Genomic DNA, 18,331 nt, shown 5'->3' on the forward strand with positions numbered 1-18,331 from the left:
CAGACCATGTCAGCCACTCGCCCCCGACAGGTCCCGATCGCCGTGATCGGCGTCGGTGCCCTCATGCCCGGCGAGCACGGTGCCGGCGGATTCTGGCGCACGGTCGTGACCGGCCGCGACCTGATCACCGACGTACCCGCCGCACGCTGGCTCGTCGAGGACTACTACGACCCCGATCCCGCCGCGCAGGACAAGACCTACGCCCGCCGGGGGGCCTTCCTCTCCGACGTCGCGTTCGACCCGATGGCCTTCGGTATCCCGCCGAACACCCTCGGCGCGACGGACACCGTGCAGTTGCTCGCCCTCACCGTCGCCGAGCAGGTCCTCGCCGACATCGGCGGGATCCACGGGACGGACCGCGACCGTGTCTCCGTGATCCTCGGCGCGGGCGCCACGGAACTGCTGACACACATGACCGCGCGGATCCAACGCCCGGTCTGGCTCAAGGCCCTCCGGGAGAACGGGATCCCGGAGGAGGAGGCGCAGGCGGTCTGCGACAGCATCACCGGCCACTACGCGCCCTGGCAGGAGTCGACCTTCCCCGGGATGCTCGGCAACGTCATCGCGGGCCGGATCGCGAACAGGTTCGACCTGCACGGCACCAACCACGTCACGGACGCGGCGTGCGCCAGCTCGTTCGCCGCCCTGTCCACGGCGGTGAGCGAACTCTCCCTCGGGCGGGCCGATCTGGTGATCAGCGGAGGCGTCGACGCCTCCAACGACGTCGGCACCTTCATGTGCTTCTCCAAGACGCCCGCCCTCTCACCCAGCGGCGACTGCCGCCCGTTCTCCGAGGCGGCCGACGGCACGATGCTCGGCGAGGGCATCGCCATGTACGCGTTGAAGCGACTCGCCGACGCGGAGCGCGCCGGTGACCGCATCCACGCCGTCCTCCGGGGGATCGGCACCTCGTCGGACGGCAGGAGCGGCGCGATCTACGCGCCGCGCCCCGAAGGACAGGCACGCGCCCTGCGCCGCACCTACGAGGACTCCGGCTACGGCCCGGAGACCGTCGAACTGGTGGAGGCCCACGGCACCGGGACCGCTGCGGGCGACGCCGCGGAGTTCGCCGCACTGCGTCAGGTCTACGAGGAGTCCGGCCGTGAGGACGGGCAGTGGTGCGCCCTCGGCTCGGTCAAATCGCAGATCGGCCACACCAAGGGCGCCGCCGGTGCGGTCGGCCTCCTCAAGAGCGTCCTCGCCCTGAGCCACCAGGTCCTGCCACCGATGATCAAGGTGGACCGTCCCGACCCCGCGATGCGGATCGAGGACAGTCCGTTCTACCTGAACACCCGGGCACGTCCGTGGGTGCGCTCCCCTGACCGACCGCGCAGGGCCGCCGTGTCCAGCTTCGGCTTCGGTGGCAGCAACTTCCACGTCACACTGGAGGAGTACACGCCCTCCTCCGGTTCCGGTGGGCGCGCGGCGTGGCGTACCAGGACCGCCCCCACCGAACTGGTGCTCCTCAGTGCGCCGTCGGCGGACGCCCTCCTGGAACGGAGGACCGACACCGGCCGGCCACTGTCCGAGATCGCGCGCGAGAGCCAGCGGGACTTCCGCACGAGTGATCCCGTACGTCTCGCCGTCGTCGCCGCACACGGCGACGACCTGTCCGACAAGCTGCGACAGGCGTACGCGCTGATCGACGAGCGGCCCGACGCGGACTTCGCCACACCGACCGGTGTCCACTACGCCACCGGTGCGGCCGACATCGGCCGGATCGCGTTCCTCTTCCCGGGACAAGGCGCTCAGTACGTCGGCATGGGCGCGGACGTTGCCATGCTCCACCCGGCGGCCCAAGCGGTGTGGGACCGGCTGGGAACCAGGGAGTTCGGCGGCCGCGAGCTGCACCGCGTGGTGTTCCCGCCCCCTGCCTTCAGCGAAGCGGAACGGGCCGCCCAGCAAGCTCTCCTGACCGGGACCGAGTGGGCGCAGCCCGCTCTGGCGGTGCACAGCCTCGCGCTGATCGGGGTACTGCGCGGTCTCGGTCTGGAGCCGGACTGCGTGGCAGGCCACAGCTTCGGCGAACTGGTGGCGCTGCACGCGGCGGGCGTACTGGAATCCGAGTCCCTGGTGGACCTCGCCCGGAGGCGCGGGGAGCTCATGCGTGAGGCGGCGGCCGTCCCGGGCGCCATGCTCGCCGCCGCGGCCGGGCGCGACCGGGTCGAGGACGCCATCGCCCGCTCCGGCGCCACGGACGTCTGGGTCGCCAACCACAACGCTCCCGCCCAGACCGTGGTCTCCGGCGCCTCCGGGACGGTCGAGATCATCGAGCGGAAGCTCTCCGCCGAGGGGATCACCACGCGACGGCTGGAGGCCGCGACGGCCTTCCACAGCCCGGTCGTCGCCCGGGCCGGCGAACCGCTCCTCGCGTACCTGGGCGGCGTCCCGGTCGGCGAGCCCCGGTTCGAGGTCTACGGGAACGCCGATGCCGCGGTCTACCCGTCGGCCCCCGAGGAGATCCGGAGCAGGATCGCCGGCCATCTCTCCTCACCCGTGCTGTTCAGCGACCAGATCGAGGCGATGTACGCCTCAGGGGTACGGACGTTCGTCGAGGTGGGCACCGGCGACACGCTCACGGGGCTGGTCACGCAGATCCTCGGCGACCGCGAGCACCTGGCGGTCGGCCTCGACCGCAGGGGACGTGACGGAGCCACCTCCCTGCAGGACGCACTCGGCCGGCTCGCCGTGCGGGGCGTCCCCCTTGACCACGACCAGCTGTGGGAGCCCTACGCGCCGCCCGCAGCACCAGCCGAGGAGCGCAAGCCCAGGATGACCGTGCAGATCAACGGCAGGAACCAGGGACGGGTCTATCCGCCCGCAGGCGGCGCCGACGCCCTGCCCGCGCCGAACCCGCCCCGCCGGCCTGACGTACCCCCGCCCGCCGCGCCGGTTCCGGCCCGGGCGGCGGCCCTTCCCGCGGCCGTCGAGCCGGAGCCCCACGTACTCGGCGTACCCACCGCGACCCCCGGGCCCGCGGTCGTGGGCACCGACGCCGGCTGGCTGGCCGTGGTCGACAACATGCAGCGACACACGGCCCAGGCCCATGAGGCCTGCCAGCGCATGCTGATCGACAGTCATGTGGCCTTCCTGCAGATGACGGAGACGCCCCTCAGCGCGATGCTGGGCGCTCCGGGCATCGTGCGTACAGGCCCTCAGGTTCTGTCCACGCCCGGCACGCCGGCCGCGCCGGCGGTCCTGCCCGCTCCGCCCGGGACCGCCGTGACCATGGCCGCCGCACCTCCCCTGGCCGCCGTGCCCGTGGACACCGCGGCAGCGGCTCCCGCCGTGCTGCCCGAACCGGCGCAGGTCCCGGCGACACCCGTTGCCGCCACGCCCGGAAGCATGTCAGCGGCGGAGTTCGAGGAGGCGCTGCTGTCCGTGGTGGCGGAGCGGACCGGGTACCCGGTCGCGATGCTCAACGTGGACATGGAACTCGAGTCGGATCTCGGAGTGGACTCCATCAAGAGGGTGGAGATCCTCTCCGCCATGCGGGAACGGGTCGGTGACCACAGGGACGGCGAGGTGGGAGAGCTGCTCAAGCTCCGCACACTGCGTCAGATCGTCGAGGCGTTCACAGCCACGACCCCTGCCACTGCCCCTGCCACGACCACCGCTCCGGACACGGCGGGCCCGGTCGCGGAGCCCGGGGTGGCCGACGGGATCCCCGCCCCCCGGCACGAGACCGCCCGGACGGTGGAGCTCACCAGGCTCGCGGTGCGCACGGTACGGACCCCGGCCCCAGGGCTGACCCTGGCCGGGCTGGGGAACGAACCGGTCGTCGTGACCGACGACGGCCTCGGGATCGCGGAGATGGTGGCTGCCGGACTGACCGACCAAGGGTTCCGGGCCACCGTCGTGACCGACGTTCCCCCGAACTCGCGGGCGGTCGTGCACCTCGGCGGCCTCGCACCGGCCGACACACCCGAGGCCGCCCTGACGTCGCAGTGCGGCGCCTTCGAGGCGGCCCGGTCGGTCGCGTCGCGCTTCACCGCCGAGGGAGGGGTGTTCGTGGCCGTGCAGGACACCGGAGGCGACTTCGGGCTCCGCGGCAGCCGGCCGGAGCGGGCCTGGCTCGGAGGCATCGCCGCGCTGGCCAGGACCGCCGCCAAGGAATGGCCCACGGCCACGGTCAAGGCGATCGACTGCGAGCGCGGGGGGCGGGACGCGGACGCCGTCGCCGAAGCGATCGTGCGGGAACTGCTGTACGGCGGACCGGCGTCGGAGGTCGGGCTGCGCGCGGACGGCACCCGCACCACCCCGGTCGCGGTGCCGGCGCGGGCCGAGCCCGGGCCGGCCTCGCGCATCGGTCCGGATTCGGTCGTCGTGGCCACCGGGGGAGCCCGCGGGGTGACCGCGGCCGCTCTGTTGGACCTCGCCGGGGCCCACCGGCCCCGCATCGTGCTGCTCGGCCGCACCGAGCCTGCCGAGGAACCGCCGGGGCTGTCGGCGGCGACCGACGAGGCCGCACTCACCCGGGCCCTCGCCGAGCACTCCGACGCGTCCACTCCCGCCGCGATCGGAGCCGAGGCCCGGAGGATCCTGGCGGCCCGTGAGGTCCGGTCCACCGTGGCGGCCCTCGAAAGCGCGGGTTCCTCGGTCCGGTACATCCCGGTGGACGTCCGTGACGGCGGAGCGGTGCGCGGCGTACTGGACGAGGTACGCCGCGACTGGGGGCCGATCACCGCGCTGGTGCACGGGGCGGGCGTGCTGGCGGACAAGCTCCTCGCCGAGAAGACCGACGAGCAGTTCGACCGTGTCCTGGCCACCAAGGCGGGCGCCCTCCGCACACTGCTCTCCGCCACCGAGGATGATCCGCTCGATGCGATCGTCCTGTTCTCCTCGGTCGCGGCCGTCCACGGCAACGCGGGACAGAGCGACTACGCCATGGCCAACGAGGTCCTCAACCACGTTGCCGCCGCGGAGGGCGCCCGGCGGCCCGACTGCCTGGTGCGCTCCATCGCCTGGGGACCATGGGACGGCGGAATGGTGACTCCCGCGCTGGCCGCTCACTTCGGCCGTTCCGGTGTGCCGCTCATCCCCGGCGGGCAGGGCGCCGCGGCCTTCACCGCCGAACTGGGTGCTCCGGGAGCCGACACCAGGGTGGTCATCGCGGCCGGCCACGACCTGGGAACCGCGGCAGCCGTCGCCGAACCGGTCGCGGCCCAGGTGCGCGTCGACGCGCACACCCATCCCTACCTCGCCGACCACGTGGTCGGCGGCGTTCCCGTCCTCCCGGTGGCGCTGGCCCTGGACCGGTTCGCCGCAGCCGCCGCGGCCTGGCGCCCGGACGCCGGCCAACCGGTGTTCCGGGACCTCCGTGTCTTCAGCAGGATCGCCTTGCCGCACCTGGACGGCGACGGCCACCGGTTCGCCCTGAACGGCCGCCGGGCGGCTACCGGTTCACCCTCCGCGGTGGAGGCCGAACTGGCGGGGGAGGAGGGCACACCGCACTTCAGGGTCCAGCTGGACTTCGAGACGGGCCCGTCGCGACCGGAGAGCTGGAACACCCCCCAGGGCCTCACCGTGCTGCGGAACACCGGGATCTACGACGGCCGGGTGCTGTTCCACGGCCCGCGCTTCCACGCCCTCCGCACCGTCCACGGAGTCGGCGCGGACGGAGCGGAGGCGACGGTGACCGGTCTGACCGGGCTCGGCTGGGGCGGCGAGCACTGGCAGCTCGACGCGGCGGCCGTGGACGGCGCCCTGCAACTCGCGCTGCTGTGGGCGGACGAGGCACTCGGTGACGCCACCCTGCCGATGGCGGTCGCGGAATGCCGGGTGCACCGGGGTGGTCCCGTCCAGGACACCGTGCGGTGCGTGGTGCGGGCCGTGAAGGTGCACGACACGGGAGCACGCTGCGACGCGGCGCTCCTCGACGCGGACGGGCTGCCCAGGGTGGAGCTGCTCGGCGTGGAACTCGTACGACGCCCCTCCTGATCCTGTACGCGCCCCTGTTTCGTCCGTGATCGTGAAATGAGACCGGTATGGGATTCGACCCGATCGCCGTCGTCGGCCGGGGGTGCGTCTTTCCCGACGCGCTGGACCCGGACGCCTTCTGGGACAACATCGCCGCACGCCGGTGCAGCCTGTCTCCCGTCCCGGAGGGCCGGTGGAGGCTGCCGCACAGATGGGCCATGGGCACGGTCGAGGACCACCTCGACCGTACGTGGACGGACATCGGCGGTTACGTCCAGGACTTCGGGCAGGTGTTCGATCCGACCGGTTTCCTCGTCGCCCCTGAAGAGATCCTCGGCTTGGACCCGCTGTTCCACTGGGTGCTGTACGGCGCCCGGCAGGCGCTGCGGGAGGCGGGGCGCGAGGAGCCCTCGGCACGCACGGGTCTGGTTCTGGGCAACCTTTCCTACCCCACCGGCGCGGGGTCGGCCTTCGCCGAGCACGTATGGCTGTCCGAGGGGGCGCCCTCCCTGCTGCCCGCGGCGGCACGGACCAGGCCGGACGCGCGGAACCGCTTCTCCTCCGGACTTCCCGCACACTTCGCGGCCAAGGCGCTCGGACTGGGGGCGGGGGCCTTCGCGCTCGACGCCGCCTGCGCCTCCTCCTTGTACGCGGTCAAGCTGGCCTGCGACCGGCTGCACGACGGGACGGCGGACGTCATGGTGGCCGGCGCGGTCAACCGGGCCGACAACCTGTTCCTGCACGTGGGGTTCTGCGGCCTGTCCGCGGTGAGCCGTACCAGCCGCAGCCGCCCCTTCCACCGGGACGCCGACGGGCTGCTCCCCGGCGAGGGGGCCGGGTTCGTGGCGCTGATGCGCCTGGACGACGCCCTCGCCCAGGGTGCGCCGGTCCTGGGAGTCGTCCGGGGGGTCGGGCTGTCCAACGACGGGCGCGGCGGAGGACTGCTCAGCCCCGCACGGGAGGGGCAGGAACGGGCCATGCGTCTGGCGTACGACATGGCGGGCGTCGCGCCGCGGAGCGTCTCCCTCGTGGAATGCCACGCGACGGGAACGCCCGTCGGTGACACGGAGGAGGTCCGCGGCATGGCACGGGTCTTCGAGGACAACCCTGACGTCCCCATCGGTTCCGTGAAGTCCAACGTCGGACACCTGCTGGCCGCGGCCGGCGTGGGAGGGCTGCTCAAGGTCCTCGGCGGGATGCGGGCCGGCATCCGTCCCGCCACGCTCGCGGCCGAGGAGCCGCTGACCGCGCTGCACGGCACCCGGCTGCGGGTGCTGAGCGACGCCGAGCCATGGCCGGGCCGGCGCCGGGCTGCGGTCAGCGCCTTCGGATTCGGCGGCACCAACGCCCATCTGATCGTCGACGCCTGGGACGGTACGCGCCCCGCCGGTGCGGGGGTGCGCCGCACGCCGAACCGCCCTCCCGCGCCGGTCGCGATCGTGGCGCTGGCCGCCCGGACCGGCGCGGGAGCGAGCACCGGGGACTTCCGGAGCGCGGTGCTCGACGGCCGGCAGAGCCGTCAGGCGGGGCACATCCACGTGGCCCTGCCAGGGCTGCGCTTCCCGCCGCTGTCGGTCGGACAGGCACTGCCCCAGCAGATCCTGATGCTCGAAACCGCGCGGGAGGCGGCGCGTGACGTGATCCTGCCGCGCGAGCGGACCATGGTCCTCGTCGGAACGGGGGTGGACACCCAGAACTCCCTGGCCACCGCACGCTGGCGAGCCCCGTCCTGGCTGGAGGAGGACGGACGGCACACCGACCCCGTACTGGCCGCGCGCGTCCAGGACTCGTTCTCCCCGCCGATGGACGCGGAACGGGTCGTGGGCACCCTGCCCAACCTCGTGGCCAACCGGATCAACACCCAGCTCGACCTGGGCGGACCAGGCTGTACCGTCTCGGCCGAGGAGGCCTCCGGGGCGGTCGCGCTGGAGCTCGCGGCCCGTGCGATCCGGGCCGGGGAGGCGGACGCGGCGCTCGTCGGCGCCGTCGACCTCTCCTGCGAACCGGTGCACCGGGCCGCCCTGCACGAGCTCGGACGGGAGACCGGCACCGGGGACTGCGCCGTCGCGGTCGTACTCAAACGCCTCCCCGACGCACGCCGGGACGGCGACACCGTGCTGGCCCTCCTCGACGAGGAGCCCACCGGAGAACCGGACGTGGTCATCGGCGACGGCACGGACACCGGATTCGACCCGGCCGCGCTGTTCGGCCGGGCCCACGCCGCCCACGGGCTGCTGTCGGTCGCGGTCGCGGTGACCGCTCTCCGGCACCGCGCGTTCCCGAGGGCGGACGGCCCGGCCGACGTCGCACCGGGTCTGCGTACCGCGCAGGTGGTGGTGTCGCCGCTGGAAGCGCCCCCACTGCGGCTACGGCTGCGGGCGGGGGACGCCGGGGCCTGGGCGCCCGGCCCCGGACCACGGCTGCACGTGTACTCCGGACGCGACCGTCAAGAGGTGCTGGCCGCACTGGAGTCGGGCACCGAGTCCGGCGAAGGGCCCGCCAGGCTGGCCTTCGTGTCGGACGGCGACCCGCGGACGCGGCGGGACGCCGCACGCCGCTGGCTCGTCGGGGACGGGATCAAGCCGGCCGGAGCGGCCTACCGGGCCGCCCCGGTGGGAGGCGAGACCGCCTTCGTGTTCACCAACGGGTCGGCGGCGTACCCGGGCATGGGCCGCGAGGTACAGCTGGCCCTGCCCTCACTCGGCGACGCGGTCGCGGCCGCGCACGGGAACGCCGCCGGGCGGCAGGCACCGGACGCCGCGCGGACGGTGCTCGACCGCATCTGGGGAGCCGCCCGACTGGCCGCGATCCACGTCGAGCTGACCCGGGGCCTCCTCGGGCTGCGTCCGGACGCCGCCATCGGCTACTCCTCCGGGGAGTCGGCCGCCCTGGTGGCCCTGGGAGCCTGGCGTGACGTGGCGGCCCTGCACCGGGACACCCGGGAGAGCGGCCTGTTCACCAGTGAACTCACCGGCGAACTCAGAGGCGTACGCCGCGCCTGGGAACGCCTCGGAGTGCGGGGAGACCGGTGGGCCAGCTATCTGGTCACCGCGCCCCTCGACGTGGTCCGCAGGGAACTGGCGGACGAACGTGCCGTCCATCTGATGGTGATCAACGCCCCCGACGTGTGCGTGGTCGGCGGCGAGGCACGGGCGTGTGCCGCGGTCGTGGCGCGGATCGGGACCGCGCACGCGATTCCGGTCGAGTACGACCTCGCCGCCCACGCTCCCGAACTGTCCGAGGTGCGCGACCGGTGGTGGAAGCTGCACCACCGCCCCACCGAGACCGTGCCGGGGGTGCGCTTCTACAGCGGCGCGACGACACGGTCCTACATCCCGACGGCCGAAGGCGCCGCCGACGCCGTCACCGCGCAGGGCGTGGGGACGATCGACTTCGCGGGCACGGTCGAACGAGCCTGGGCCGACGGGGTCCGGGTGTTCGTCGAACACGGTCCGCGCGGCCTCTGCACGGGATGGATCAAGCGGATCCTCGGTGACCGCGAACACGTGGCCGTCGCCCTCGACGCCGAGGACAGAGGGCTTCCCCAACTGCACCGGGCGGTGGCGGAGCTCGTCGCCGCCGGCGTACCCGTCCGTACCGAGGCGCTCTTCGAAGAGCTGCGCACCGCCGCGCAACCGCAGCCCGACGACACCCCCGCGCTCACTGTTCCGGCCCACCGGGAGATCACCTTGCCCTCACTCGAGCGCCCCGCGGTGATCATGCCGAGGGCTCCCCGGCTGGCCCCGGTCCCGGCGTACCGGGCCCCCGCACCTGCAGCACCTGTCCAGGCCGGGCCCGCACCGCTCTCCGCCGGCACCGAGCCACAGGCGACGGACCCGCACACGCTGGTCGCGCTCCACGCCGACCGTGTGACCGCGCTGCACCAGGACGTGCTGGCCCGGCACCTCCAGGCGCACCAGAGGTTCCTGCGCACCAGGGCCCTCTTCGCCACCGCACTCGTGCACGCGGCGGCGGGAACCGCGGCGCCGACCGTGCATCCGCCGGGCCCGCCGGCCCCCGTGCCGACCATCGTGTTCGACCGGGCACAGCTGGAACAGCTCGCCACCCAGCCGGTCTCCACCCTGTTCGGGCCCCGGTTCGCCGAGCAGGACGCGTACGAGGTGCAGACCAGGATGCCCGGACCGCCGATGCTGCTCGCCGACCGGGTCACCGGCATCGACGCCGTTCCCGCAGCGCTGGCCGAACTCGGCGCCGAACACGCCACCGGCACGATCCGGACCGAGACCGATGTCCGCCTCGACAGCTGGTACCTCGACCCCACCGGCCGCATGCCGGCGGGCCTCATGATCGAGGCGGGCCAGGCGGACCTGCTGCTGATCAGCTGGCTCGGCGCCGATCTGCTCAACCGGGGCGAACGGGCCTACCGGCTGCTCGGATGCGAACTGACCTACCACGGCAGCCCGCCCCGGGCGGGGGAGACCCTGCGGTACGAGATCCACATCGACCGGCACGCCCGGCACGACGGTGTCCGTCTGTTCTTCTTCCACTACGACTGCTACGCCGGCGACGAACTCAGGCTGAGCGTCCGGGACGGTCAGGCGGGCTTCTTCACGAAGGCCGAACTCGACGGCACCGACGGTGTGCGCTGGGACCCGGCCACCCGCACACCGGCCCCGGACGTCCCCAGGGACGCCCCCGCGGCGCCCTGCACGCGGACGTCCTTCACCGCCGAACAGGTGCGGGCCTTCGCGGCAGGCCGGCCCGCGGACTGCTTCGGACCGGGCTGGGACGTCACCAGGTCACATGTGCGCTCACCCCGGCCGGACGGCGGACGGCTGCTGCTCCTGCGCGAGGTCACCGCGTTCGACCCGGCCGGAGGTCCGTGGGGCCGCGGTTACCTCCGCGCGGAGACGCCCGTCTCCCCGGACGACTGGTTCTTCGAGGGCCACTTCAAGAACGACCCGTGCATGCCGGGGACTCTGATGCTCCAGGCCGGTCTGCAGGCGATGGCCTTCCACCTGGCCGCTCTCGGTTTCACCGTGGCCAGGGACGGGTGGCGCTTCGAGCCGGTGGCCGGGCGGCCCCTCACCGCCCGTTGCCGTGGTCAGGCCACCCCCGGCAGTCGGCGCATCGTCTACGAGGTGTTCGTGCACGGCGTCTCGGCCGGCCCGGAGCCGACGCTGTACGCCGACGTCCTCGGCACCGTCGACGGGGTGAAGGCCTTCCACGGCCAAGACATCGCGCTGCGGCTGGTGCCGGACTGGCCCCTGGAGCACTGGCGGCAGCTCGGCGGGCACAAGGAGCAGACGAGCGGAGCCCCCGTGCCGCTCGCCGAACTCGGCGGGCTCGTCGGACATCGCGCGTCCCAGGCGGTGGCGGAGTCCGAGGGGCTCGTGTTCGACTACCCGTCGTTGCTGGCGTGCGCGTGGGGAAGGCCGAGCGCGGCCTTCGGTGATTCGGCGCGGTCCTTCGACGGGACGCGCAGGATCTCGCGGCTGCCCGGGCCGCCTTATCACTTCATGACCCGCATCGTCGCCGTCGACGGTCCACAGCGCGGTATGAAGCAGGGCAGCCGGGTGGTCGCCGAGTACGACGTACCCGACCAGGTCTGGTACTTCGAGCAGAACACCAGCCCGGTCATGCCGTTCGCGGTGCTCATGGAGATCGCACTGCAACCGTGCGGCTGGCTGGCCGCTTACGTCGGCTGCCCGCTGACCACCGACACCGATCTGCTCTTCCGCAACCTCGACGGGCGGGGGACCGTCACCGGCGAGATCACGCCGGACACCCGGACCGTGCGCACCGAGGCCGAACTGACCTCCGTTTCACGTACCGGTGAGATGATCATCGTGTCGTTCACGATCCGGTGCTCCGCCGACGGCGACGAAGTCTTCGCCCTGTCCACGGTGTTCGGGTTCTTCCCGCCGTCGGCCTTCGACCACCAGGTCGGGCTGCCCGTCACGGAGGACGACCGGGCCGCACCGGAGGAGCCGTGCGAACGCACGGTCGACCTCACCACGCGCCCCGCCCGGTACTTCACCGGCGCGGCCCGGCTTCCGGGCCCGATGCTGCTGATGATCGACAGGGTCACGGGCTACTGGCCCGAGGGGGGACGTGCGGGGCTGGGACGGCTCCGGTCGGAGAAGGACGTCGACGCGGGGGAGTGGTTCTTCAAGGCCCACTTCTTCCAGGACCCGGTCCAGCCGGGATCGCTCGGCATCGAGGCGATGTGCCAGCTGCTCCAGTTCTACCTGATCGAGCGGGGCCTCACCGCGGGCCTCGCCCGTCCCCGGTTCGAACCGGTCATGCTCGACCACGAGGTGACCTGGAAGTACCGCGGACAGGTCACCCCGGAGAACCGGCTCATCACGATCGACCTGGAGGTCGTCGACGTCGCCGAGGACGCACGTGGTCCCTACGCGGTCGCCGAAGCCCGTCTCTGGGGTGATGACATCTGCCTCTACCACGCCCGCGGCCTCGGTGTCCGCGTCGTGCCCGGAGGCGGTGCGACCGCGGAGCCCGGAGTGACGGAGCGGACGCTCGACCCGGCCGTCGACACCTGGACGGGTGACCACCGTCCGACCTTCACGGTCCCCGCGCTGCCGATGATGTCGGTCGTCGACCAGCTCGCCCGGGCCGCCGCGGATCACACCGGCCGTCAGGTGGTCGCCGTACGCGATGTCCAGCTGCGGCGATGGATCCCGCTCGCCGGACCGGTCCGGCTGCGGACGGAGGTGGTGCCCACCCGGGCGGGCCTGGAGGTGAAACTGCTGACGTGGCGTGAGGCGGCGACGCCCGCGCTGTCCCGCTTCGAGGAGGCGGCCGGCGGCACCGTGGTCGTGGGTGACCGGCCGGACCACCGCCCCGAGCGGTTCGCCCCGCTGCCGGACGCCGTGGTGCAGCCGGATCCGTACGCCTCGGCCGAGCTGTTCCACGGACCGGCGTTCCAGTACCTGACGTCGCTGGCCGTCGGCTCGGCCGGATCCTCGGGGGTGGCCGACGTGGCCCGTGGCACCGTGCCGAAGGGATGCCTGAACCAGGGAGTCATGGACGCGCTCCTCCAGGTGATTCCGTCCGGCAGTCTGTGGAGGTGGTCCCCGGAGTTCGGCGAGGGAGTCATCGGTTACCCCTTCCGGCTGGAGCGGCTGGAGCTGTTCGAAGCGCCGCCGGAGGCCGGGGAGGTCGAGATCGAGGCGCGTTTCGCCGGGTTCGTCTCCGAAGGGGCGGGCCACAGGCCCATGTCGGCGATCGACATCCAGATGTGCGTGGAAGGACGGGTCGCCGCCGCGCTGCGGCTGATCAACATCCTGTTGCCCGTGGGCCCTCTCTCCGGTGCCTCGCTCACCGAGCGTCGGGACTTCCTGCTGCGCCGCAGCACCCAGGCAGGGGTGGGATTGTGCAGGCACACCGACGGCACGACGGAACTCCTCGCCGAGGAGATCGACGAGGTCGACTGGCTCAGAGGCACGGTCGCGCAGATCGTGGGTCTTCCGCCAGGGGCGAGGGGCAGGGACCATCTGGAGGTCATCGCGGTCAAGGACCATGTCGGCCGCCTGGCCGGGGTGCATCCGTTCACGGTGGAGGTGAGCGAGGACCTGCGCTCCGCCCGTACCGCCTCCGGGCAGCTCCATCCCGTCCAGGTCGTCCGCGGAGAGGGCTGGGTCACCGTCCGCTCCGGCGGTGAACGATGACCGGACGGGACCACGCCCCGACCCCTTCGGGAGCGAGGCGAGCCGAGGGCATGGCGCTGCGACAGGTACGGCTCCGTCGACGACGCCGACTCCGCCTACTGAGCCGGGCCATGACCGGTCGGCCGCAGCGTCACGCCGCGCCTTCGAGCAGTGAGATCCGCGCGTGGACGCGTTTGCCCGCGGGCGCGCGGCGCACCTCGAAGCTCCGGCAGACCGCGCGGACGATCTCCAGGCCGTGCTGCCCCACCCGCGCGGGGTCCGCCCGGGGAATGGTGGGGAGCTCGGAGTTCGAGTCCCACATGATGATGCCCAGCGTGTTGCCGTCCACCTCGAGATCCAGCAGGCACGGGCCCGGCGCGTGCTTGCAGACGTTGGTGGCCAGCTCACTCACCACCAGCTGTGCGGCGTCCAGTGCCCGCGCGGGCACCCGCTGACCACGCCGGGACTGCGCCTCGGACAGGAACTCCCGGACGAAGCCCCGCGCATGAGCGATCGCTCCCGAAGCCATGTCGTACGCGGCACTCCCCGCCACCACGCGCAGGGTGGCCTCCTGCCTGCTTCGTTCCATGACACACATCCCCCGTCAGGTCAGCCGCACCATGCGGCTCACATGTCGTCCCGTCTACCCGCCCGCACCGTTTTCAGTGCGCTCCGGTCATCCGGCGTCGCGCCCCGGAGGTGTGAGCCGGTGCAGCGCGCGCACCAGCGCCTCGACACCCGTCTCCGCCTTGGACCGGGGGCACCCGACGTTGAGCCGGACCCGCCCGGGGGAGCCGTAAGCCGTGCCCGGCATGATGGCGACCTTCTCCACCCGCACGAGCTCCCGCTGCAGCGCGTCGTCGTCGACCCCGAGCGGCCGCAGGTCGATCCAGGCGAGATACCCCGCCTGCGGGGGCTCCCAGGCGAGCTGCGGGAACGCGGCGTACAGGCGGTCGGCGACCATCGCGAGGTTGTCCGCGAGATACGCGCGCAAGGCGTCCAGCCAGGGCGCTCCCTCCCTGTACGCGGCGATGTGCCCGACCAGGGAGAGTACGGCGGGGGAGGACAGGCCGTCCGCCTCCTTGAGCTGCCGCAGGTAGGCGTCGCGCGACGTGGGATCGCCGATGATTCCGTAACTGCCGGTCAGAGCGGGGATGTTGAACGACTTGGACGCCGAGGTGACCACGGCCCACCGGCCCTCGACGCCGAGGCCGGCCCACGGGCGATGGACGTGCGGGGCGTACGCCAGGTCGGAGTGGATCTCGTCGCTGATGACGGCCACGCCGTGCCGTGCGCACAGGTGTGCCATCCGGTGCAGCTCGTCCTCGGACCAGACCCTGCCCGTCGGATTGTGGGGTGAACACAGGAGCAGCACGGTGGTGTCGGGAAGTGCCAGAAGCCGCTCCAGCTCCTCCCAATCGTCGAGCGGGCACTCCCGGAGCTGTCGCCCGTGGGCGGCCACGGCTCTGGGGAACGCGTCGTACATGGGGGTGTGGGTGACCACGCCGTCACCGGGTTCCGACCAGAGCCGGAGCAGCTGCGACACCTGGTAGAGGACGGAGGGGGCGTAGACGATCGACTCGGGATCGACGGTCGTGGCGTGCCGTGTCGCATACCAGTGGACGATCGCCGAGAGGAAGTCCCGCTGTCGCCACCGCGAGTAGCCGAGCACACCGTGGTCCAGCCGGCCGCGCAGCGCGGTCATGATCTCCGGGGCGGTCTCGAAGTCCATGTCGGAGATCGTGAACGGCACCAGACCGGGCACGCCGAAGCGGTCCTCGACGTAGTCCCACTGCGTGCACCAGGTGCCGCGGCGGTCCACCGGGGCACCGAAGTCGTGGACGGGGGAGGAGGAAGACATGGTCAGCCCACCGGAATCATGGCGGCGACGGCGTCCTTCACCGACTGGACCTGCGGACCGATGACGACCTGCACGGTGTGGCCGTCGAGCTTGATCACGCCGACGGCGCCGAGCTTCTTCAGCCGCGCCTCGTCCACCTGTCCGGCGTCCTCCACGGTCATGCGCAGACGTGTGATGCAGTTGTCCAGCGTCCGGATGTTGCCGGCGCCGCCGATCGCTTCGAGGATGGCGACGGCGTCGTACTTCCCGGCCACCAGCTCACGCGTGGGCTGCTCCGTCCCGCCCGGGGCGACGGGCTCGGCGGCACCGTCCTCGTCGCCCTGTTCCTTGTCGCGGCCGGGAGTCCTGAGGTCGAAGCGGGTGATGGCCCAGCGGAAGAGGCCGTAGTACGCGGCGAACCACACGGCCGCGATCACCGGCACCAGGTACCACTTGGTCGACGAGCCCTGGAGGACGCCGAAGACCAGCCAGTCGATGACGTTGCCGTCGGTGTTCCCGATGAAGACGCCGAGCAGGGCGGCCGTGAGGAAGCCGAGCCCGACCAGGATCGCGTGGATGAGGTACAGCCACGGCGCGACGAACAGGAAGAGGAACTCCAGCGGCTCCGTGATGCCGCCGACCACACAGGCGACCACACCGGACACCAGCAGTGCCTTGATCTCGGGGCGCATCTTCTTGTTCGCGCAGTGGTACATCGCGAGTGCCGCGCCCGGAAGGCCGCCCAGGTACGACGCCATCTTGCCCTGGGAGAGGAAGTGCGTCGCCTCGGTGACGGCGGAGTCCGGCGCTCCGGAGCAGTTCAGCTGCGCGTAGAACATGTTCAGGGCCCCGGAGACGTTGTCCCCGCACACGGCTCCCGAACCGCCGACGTCGGTGAACCGGAACATGGCCACGAGGATGTGGTGCAGCCCGATCGGCCGCAGCAGTACCTCGCCCATACCGAAGAAGAAGGGCCCGAATACACCGGTGTGCCCGATGCCGCGGCCCACGGCGTTGATCCAGCCGTTGAAGGCCGGCCACACCAGGGGTATGAGCAGACCGAGCACGCTCAGGACGAGGGCGGAGATGATCGGGACGAAGCGCACGCCGCCGAAGAAGGCCAGTGCGTCAGGCATCCGCTGCGTGCGGAAGCGCTGGTGGAGAAGGCTGACAACGATGCCAACGGCCACGGCTCCGAGGAGTCCCGTATCGATGGACTGCACGCCGAGCACCTCGGCTATGCCGTAGTGCGCGATCGCCTTCTCGTCCTCGAAGTCGACATCCTTGGCGGTCAGGTAGAAGTTCACCGCGAGATTCATGGCGGCGAAGCCGACGAAACCGGAGAACGCGGCCACACCCTTGTCCTCGCGGGCGAGACCGAGCGGAATCGCCATCGCGAAGAGGACGGGCAGGAAGGTGAAGGCGACCAGGCCCGTGTTGGCCATCCAGGTGAAGACCAGATGGAAGCCCTCGGCCTTGAGGAAGGGGAGGCTGTCGGTGACGGCCTCACTGGAGAGCGAGGAGCCGATGCCCAGCATGATGCCGCAGAAGGCCAGCAGGGCCACCGGGAGCATGAACGTCTTACCGAGTCCCTGGAGGAATTCCCAGAGTGCGGCCTTGGTCTTCTGCATGTGTGCGACTTTCGAGCCTGGGGGGACGGACCCGGGCACTCGCCGTGGCGATGCGGGGACCCACGTGAACGAGCGGTTCGAGCCGTCCTGGCGCGACCGCACCCGGGGATCGCCCGGTGAGCAGCGCCGGACGGGGCCGTTCCGCCGCACGGATCACACCACAGCAGGTCAACAACTGTCCATGAGGACGGGGCACCGATCCGCGAGGGGCGCACGGAGTGAACTGGTGGTCACATGGTGTGACGTACGCCACCTTGCTCCGTTCGTGTCGGGTGTTTGCCGCCACGTCGGCGGGTAAGGGGCCCTGTGATCGCCGGAGCCGACAATCCGGTGGACAGTGTGCGAAAGCTGACGACTCAGGAGGTTCGATGTCCTCGAAGCGACGTCGCAAGAAGAAGGCCCGCCGCAAGAACGGCGCGAACCACGGCAGCCGCCCCCAGACCTGAGGGCGGCTCCGGTACACCGGGGGGCGGCGTACGCCGCCCCCCGGACGCGTTCCCGGCGCCGCCCTCGGGTCAGGCGAGCAGCTGGTTGTGGTGGGACGCGCGACGGGCGGCGGCCAGCAGCGCGTGGATCTGGGGCCCGGCCTGGGTGAGGCGTGCCACGGGCTTAGGGAACGGCAGGCGCACATCACGGTGGGTGCGGGGATACTCCAGGCGCAGGGTCACGCCGTAGCGGTCCATCGCCAGGGGGAGGACGCGCCTCATGCCCTTGTCCGGCTGTGGCCGCACGAGACGCAGGAGCAGGGGGACGAGCTCGCCGTGGTCGTCCATCAGGTGCGTCAGCATCGACGCCTCGCTGGTGGCGATCGGATCGGGGTCCGTCTGCTCCAATGCGTCCAGCGTGACGAAGGTGCGGCCCCGGTGGTCATCGAGGACCGCCTGGCCGAACTCCATGCAGGTGCTGTCGGCGGCTTCCGTGCTGTACGGCGCCGACAGCAGGCCGGTCACCGTGACGCGGGCGCGCATGCGGTCCCGCACGGGTGTGGGTGCGATGTCGGTGAACTCCAGCCGGACCGGGATGCGTGTGTCGGTCCGTGCGTGGCCCGCGTCGGACGGTTCGTGCAGATGTATGTGGCCCATCGCGGGTGTGCCGTCGAGGCGGTGCACCTCGACGGGGTCGAGCCCGTCACTCACCACGGTCATCGAATGGGCGGCGGTCAGGATCGACAGCACGCTTTCGGCGGGGCTGGGCCGAGTGGGGCGGGGGCGGGGAGGACGCATCCAAGTTCTCCAGAGGGGCGGCGGGGAGGCCTCATTGTTGCTTAGGTATGCCTAACCTAACCCATGTCTGTGGGGTTCGGGTAGCCG

The 18,331-nt window shown here is 72.1% G+C and carries 7 protein-coding genes; 3 read left to right on the forward strand and 4 right to left on the reverse strand.

The window, feature by feature from the left end:
• The first annotated feature begins 6 nt into the window (after positions 1 to 6).
• Positions 7 to 5,940, forward strand: a complete 5,934-nt coding sequence (locus ABT001_RS18470) for an SDR family NAD(P)-dependent oxidoreductase (RefSeq protein ID WP_351278392.1) — start codon at positions 7 to 9, stop codon at positions 5,938 to 5,940.
• A 47-nt stretch (positions 5,941 to 5,987) separates the two neighbouring features.
• Positions 5,988 to 13,571, forward strand: coding sequence for a beta-ketoacyl synthase N-terminal-like domain-containing protein (locus ABT001_RS18475; protein ID WP_351278394.1), 7,584 nt, complete (start codon positions 5,988 to 5,990; stop codon positions 13,569 to 13,571).
• A gap of 130 nt (positions 13,572 to 13,701) precedes the next feature.
• Here the strand turns inward: ABT001_RS18475 and ABT001_RS18480 are convergent, their stop codons facing one another.
• The 3 genes from ABT001_RS18480 to malX form a co-directional block, all read right to left on the reverse strand.
• A complete protein-coding gene (locus tag ABT001_RS18480; RefSeq protein ID WP_351278397.1) occupies positions 13,702 to 14,139 on the reverse strand; it encodes an ATP-binding protein in 438 nt (145 codons plus the stop codon).
• A gap of 87 nt (positions 14,140 to 14,226) precedes the next feature.
• Complete coding sequence (locus ABT001_RS18485; protein WP_351278400.1) at positions 14,227 to 15,411, reverse strand: MalY/PatB family protein; 1,185 nt, start codon at positions 15,409 to 15,411, stop codon at positions 14,227 to 14,229.
• 2 nt (positions 15,412 to 15,413) lie between these two features.
• Complete coding sequence (gene malX, locus ABT001_RS18490; RefSeq protein ID WP_351278403.1) at positions 15,414 to 17,021, reverse strand: maltose/glucose-specific PTS transporter subunit IIBC; 1,608 nt, start codon at positions 17,019 to 17,021, stop codon at positions 15,414 to 15,416.
• Positions 17,022 to 17,389: 368 nt separating this feature from the next.
• Here malX and ABT001_RS36090 point away from each other — a divergent pair, with 368 nt between their 5' ends.
• Positions 17,390 to 17,467, forward strand: a complete 78-nt coding sequence (locus tag ABT001_RS36090; protein ID WP_371604899.1) for a 50S ribosomal protein bL37 — start codon at positions 17,390 to 17,392, stop codon at positions 17,465 to 17,467.
• Positions 17,468 to 17,536: 69 nt separating this feature from the next.
• Here the strand turns inward: ABT001_RS36090 and ABT001_RS18495 are convergent, their stop codons facing one another.
• Positions 17,537 to 18,244 carry a DUF2470 domain-containing protein gene (locus ABT001_RS18495; protein ID WP_351278406.1) on the reverse strand — a complete coding sequence of 236 codons (708 nt, stop codon included), beginning with the start codon at positions 18,242 to 18,244 and terminating at the stop codon, positions 17,537 to 17,539.
• Between the last annotated feature and the right edge of the window lie 87 nt (positions 18,245 to 18,331).

The organism is Streptomyces sp. NPDC002793 (genome assembly GCF_040295485.1).
Taxonomy (GTDB): Bacteria; Actinomycetota; Actinomycetes; order Streptomycetales; family Streptomycetaceae; genus Streptomyces.

Bases quoted from the DNA above. Each gene is read 5' to 3' on its own strand.
- ABT001_RS18470 (WP_351278392.1), top strand. From the start codon at position 7: ATGTCAGCCACTCGCCCCCGACAGGTCCCGATCGCCGTGATCGGCGTC.
- ABT001_RS18475 (WP_351278394.1), top strand. From the start codon at position 5,988: ATGGGATTCGACCCGATCGCCGTCGTCGGCCGGGGGTGCGTCTTTCCC.
- ABT001_RS18480 (WP_351278397.1), bottom strand. From the start codon at position 14,139: ATGGAACGAAGCAGGCAGGAGGCCACCCTGCGCGTGGTGGCGGGGAGT.
- ABT001_RS18485 (WP_351278400.1), bottom strand. From the start codon at position 15,411: ATGTCTTCCTCCTCCCCCGTCCACGACTTCGGTGCCCCGGTGGACCGC.
- malX (WP_351278403.1), bottom strand. From the start codon at position 17,021: ATGCAGAAGACCAAGGCCGCACTCTGGGAATTCCTCCAGGGACTCGGT.
- ABT001_RS36090 (WP_371604899.1), top strand. From the start codon at position 17,390: ATGTCCTCGAAGCGACGTCGCAAGAAGAAGGCCCGCCGCAAGAACGGC.
- ABT001_RS18495 (WP_351278406.1), bottom strand. From the start codon at position 18,244: ATGCGTCCTCCCCGCCCCCGCCCCACTCGGCCCAGCCCCGCCGAAAGC.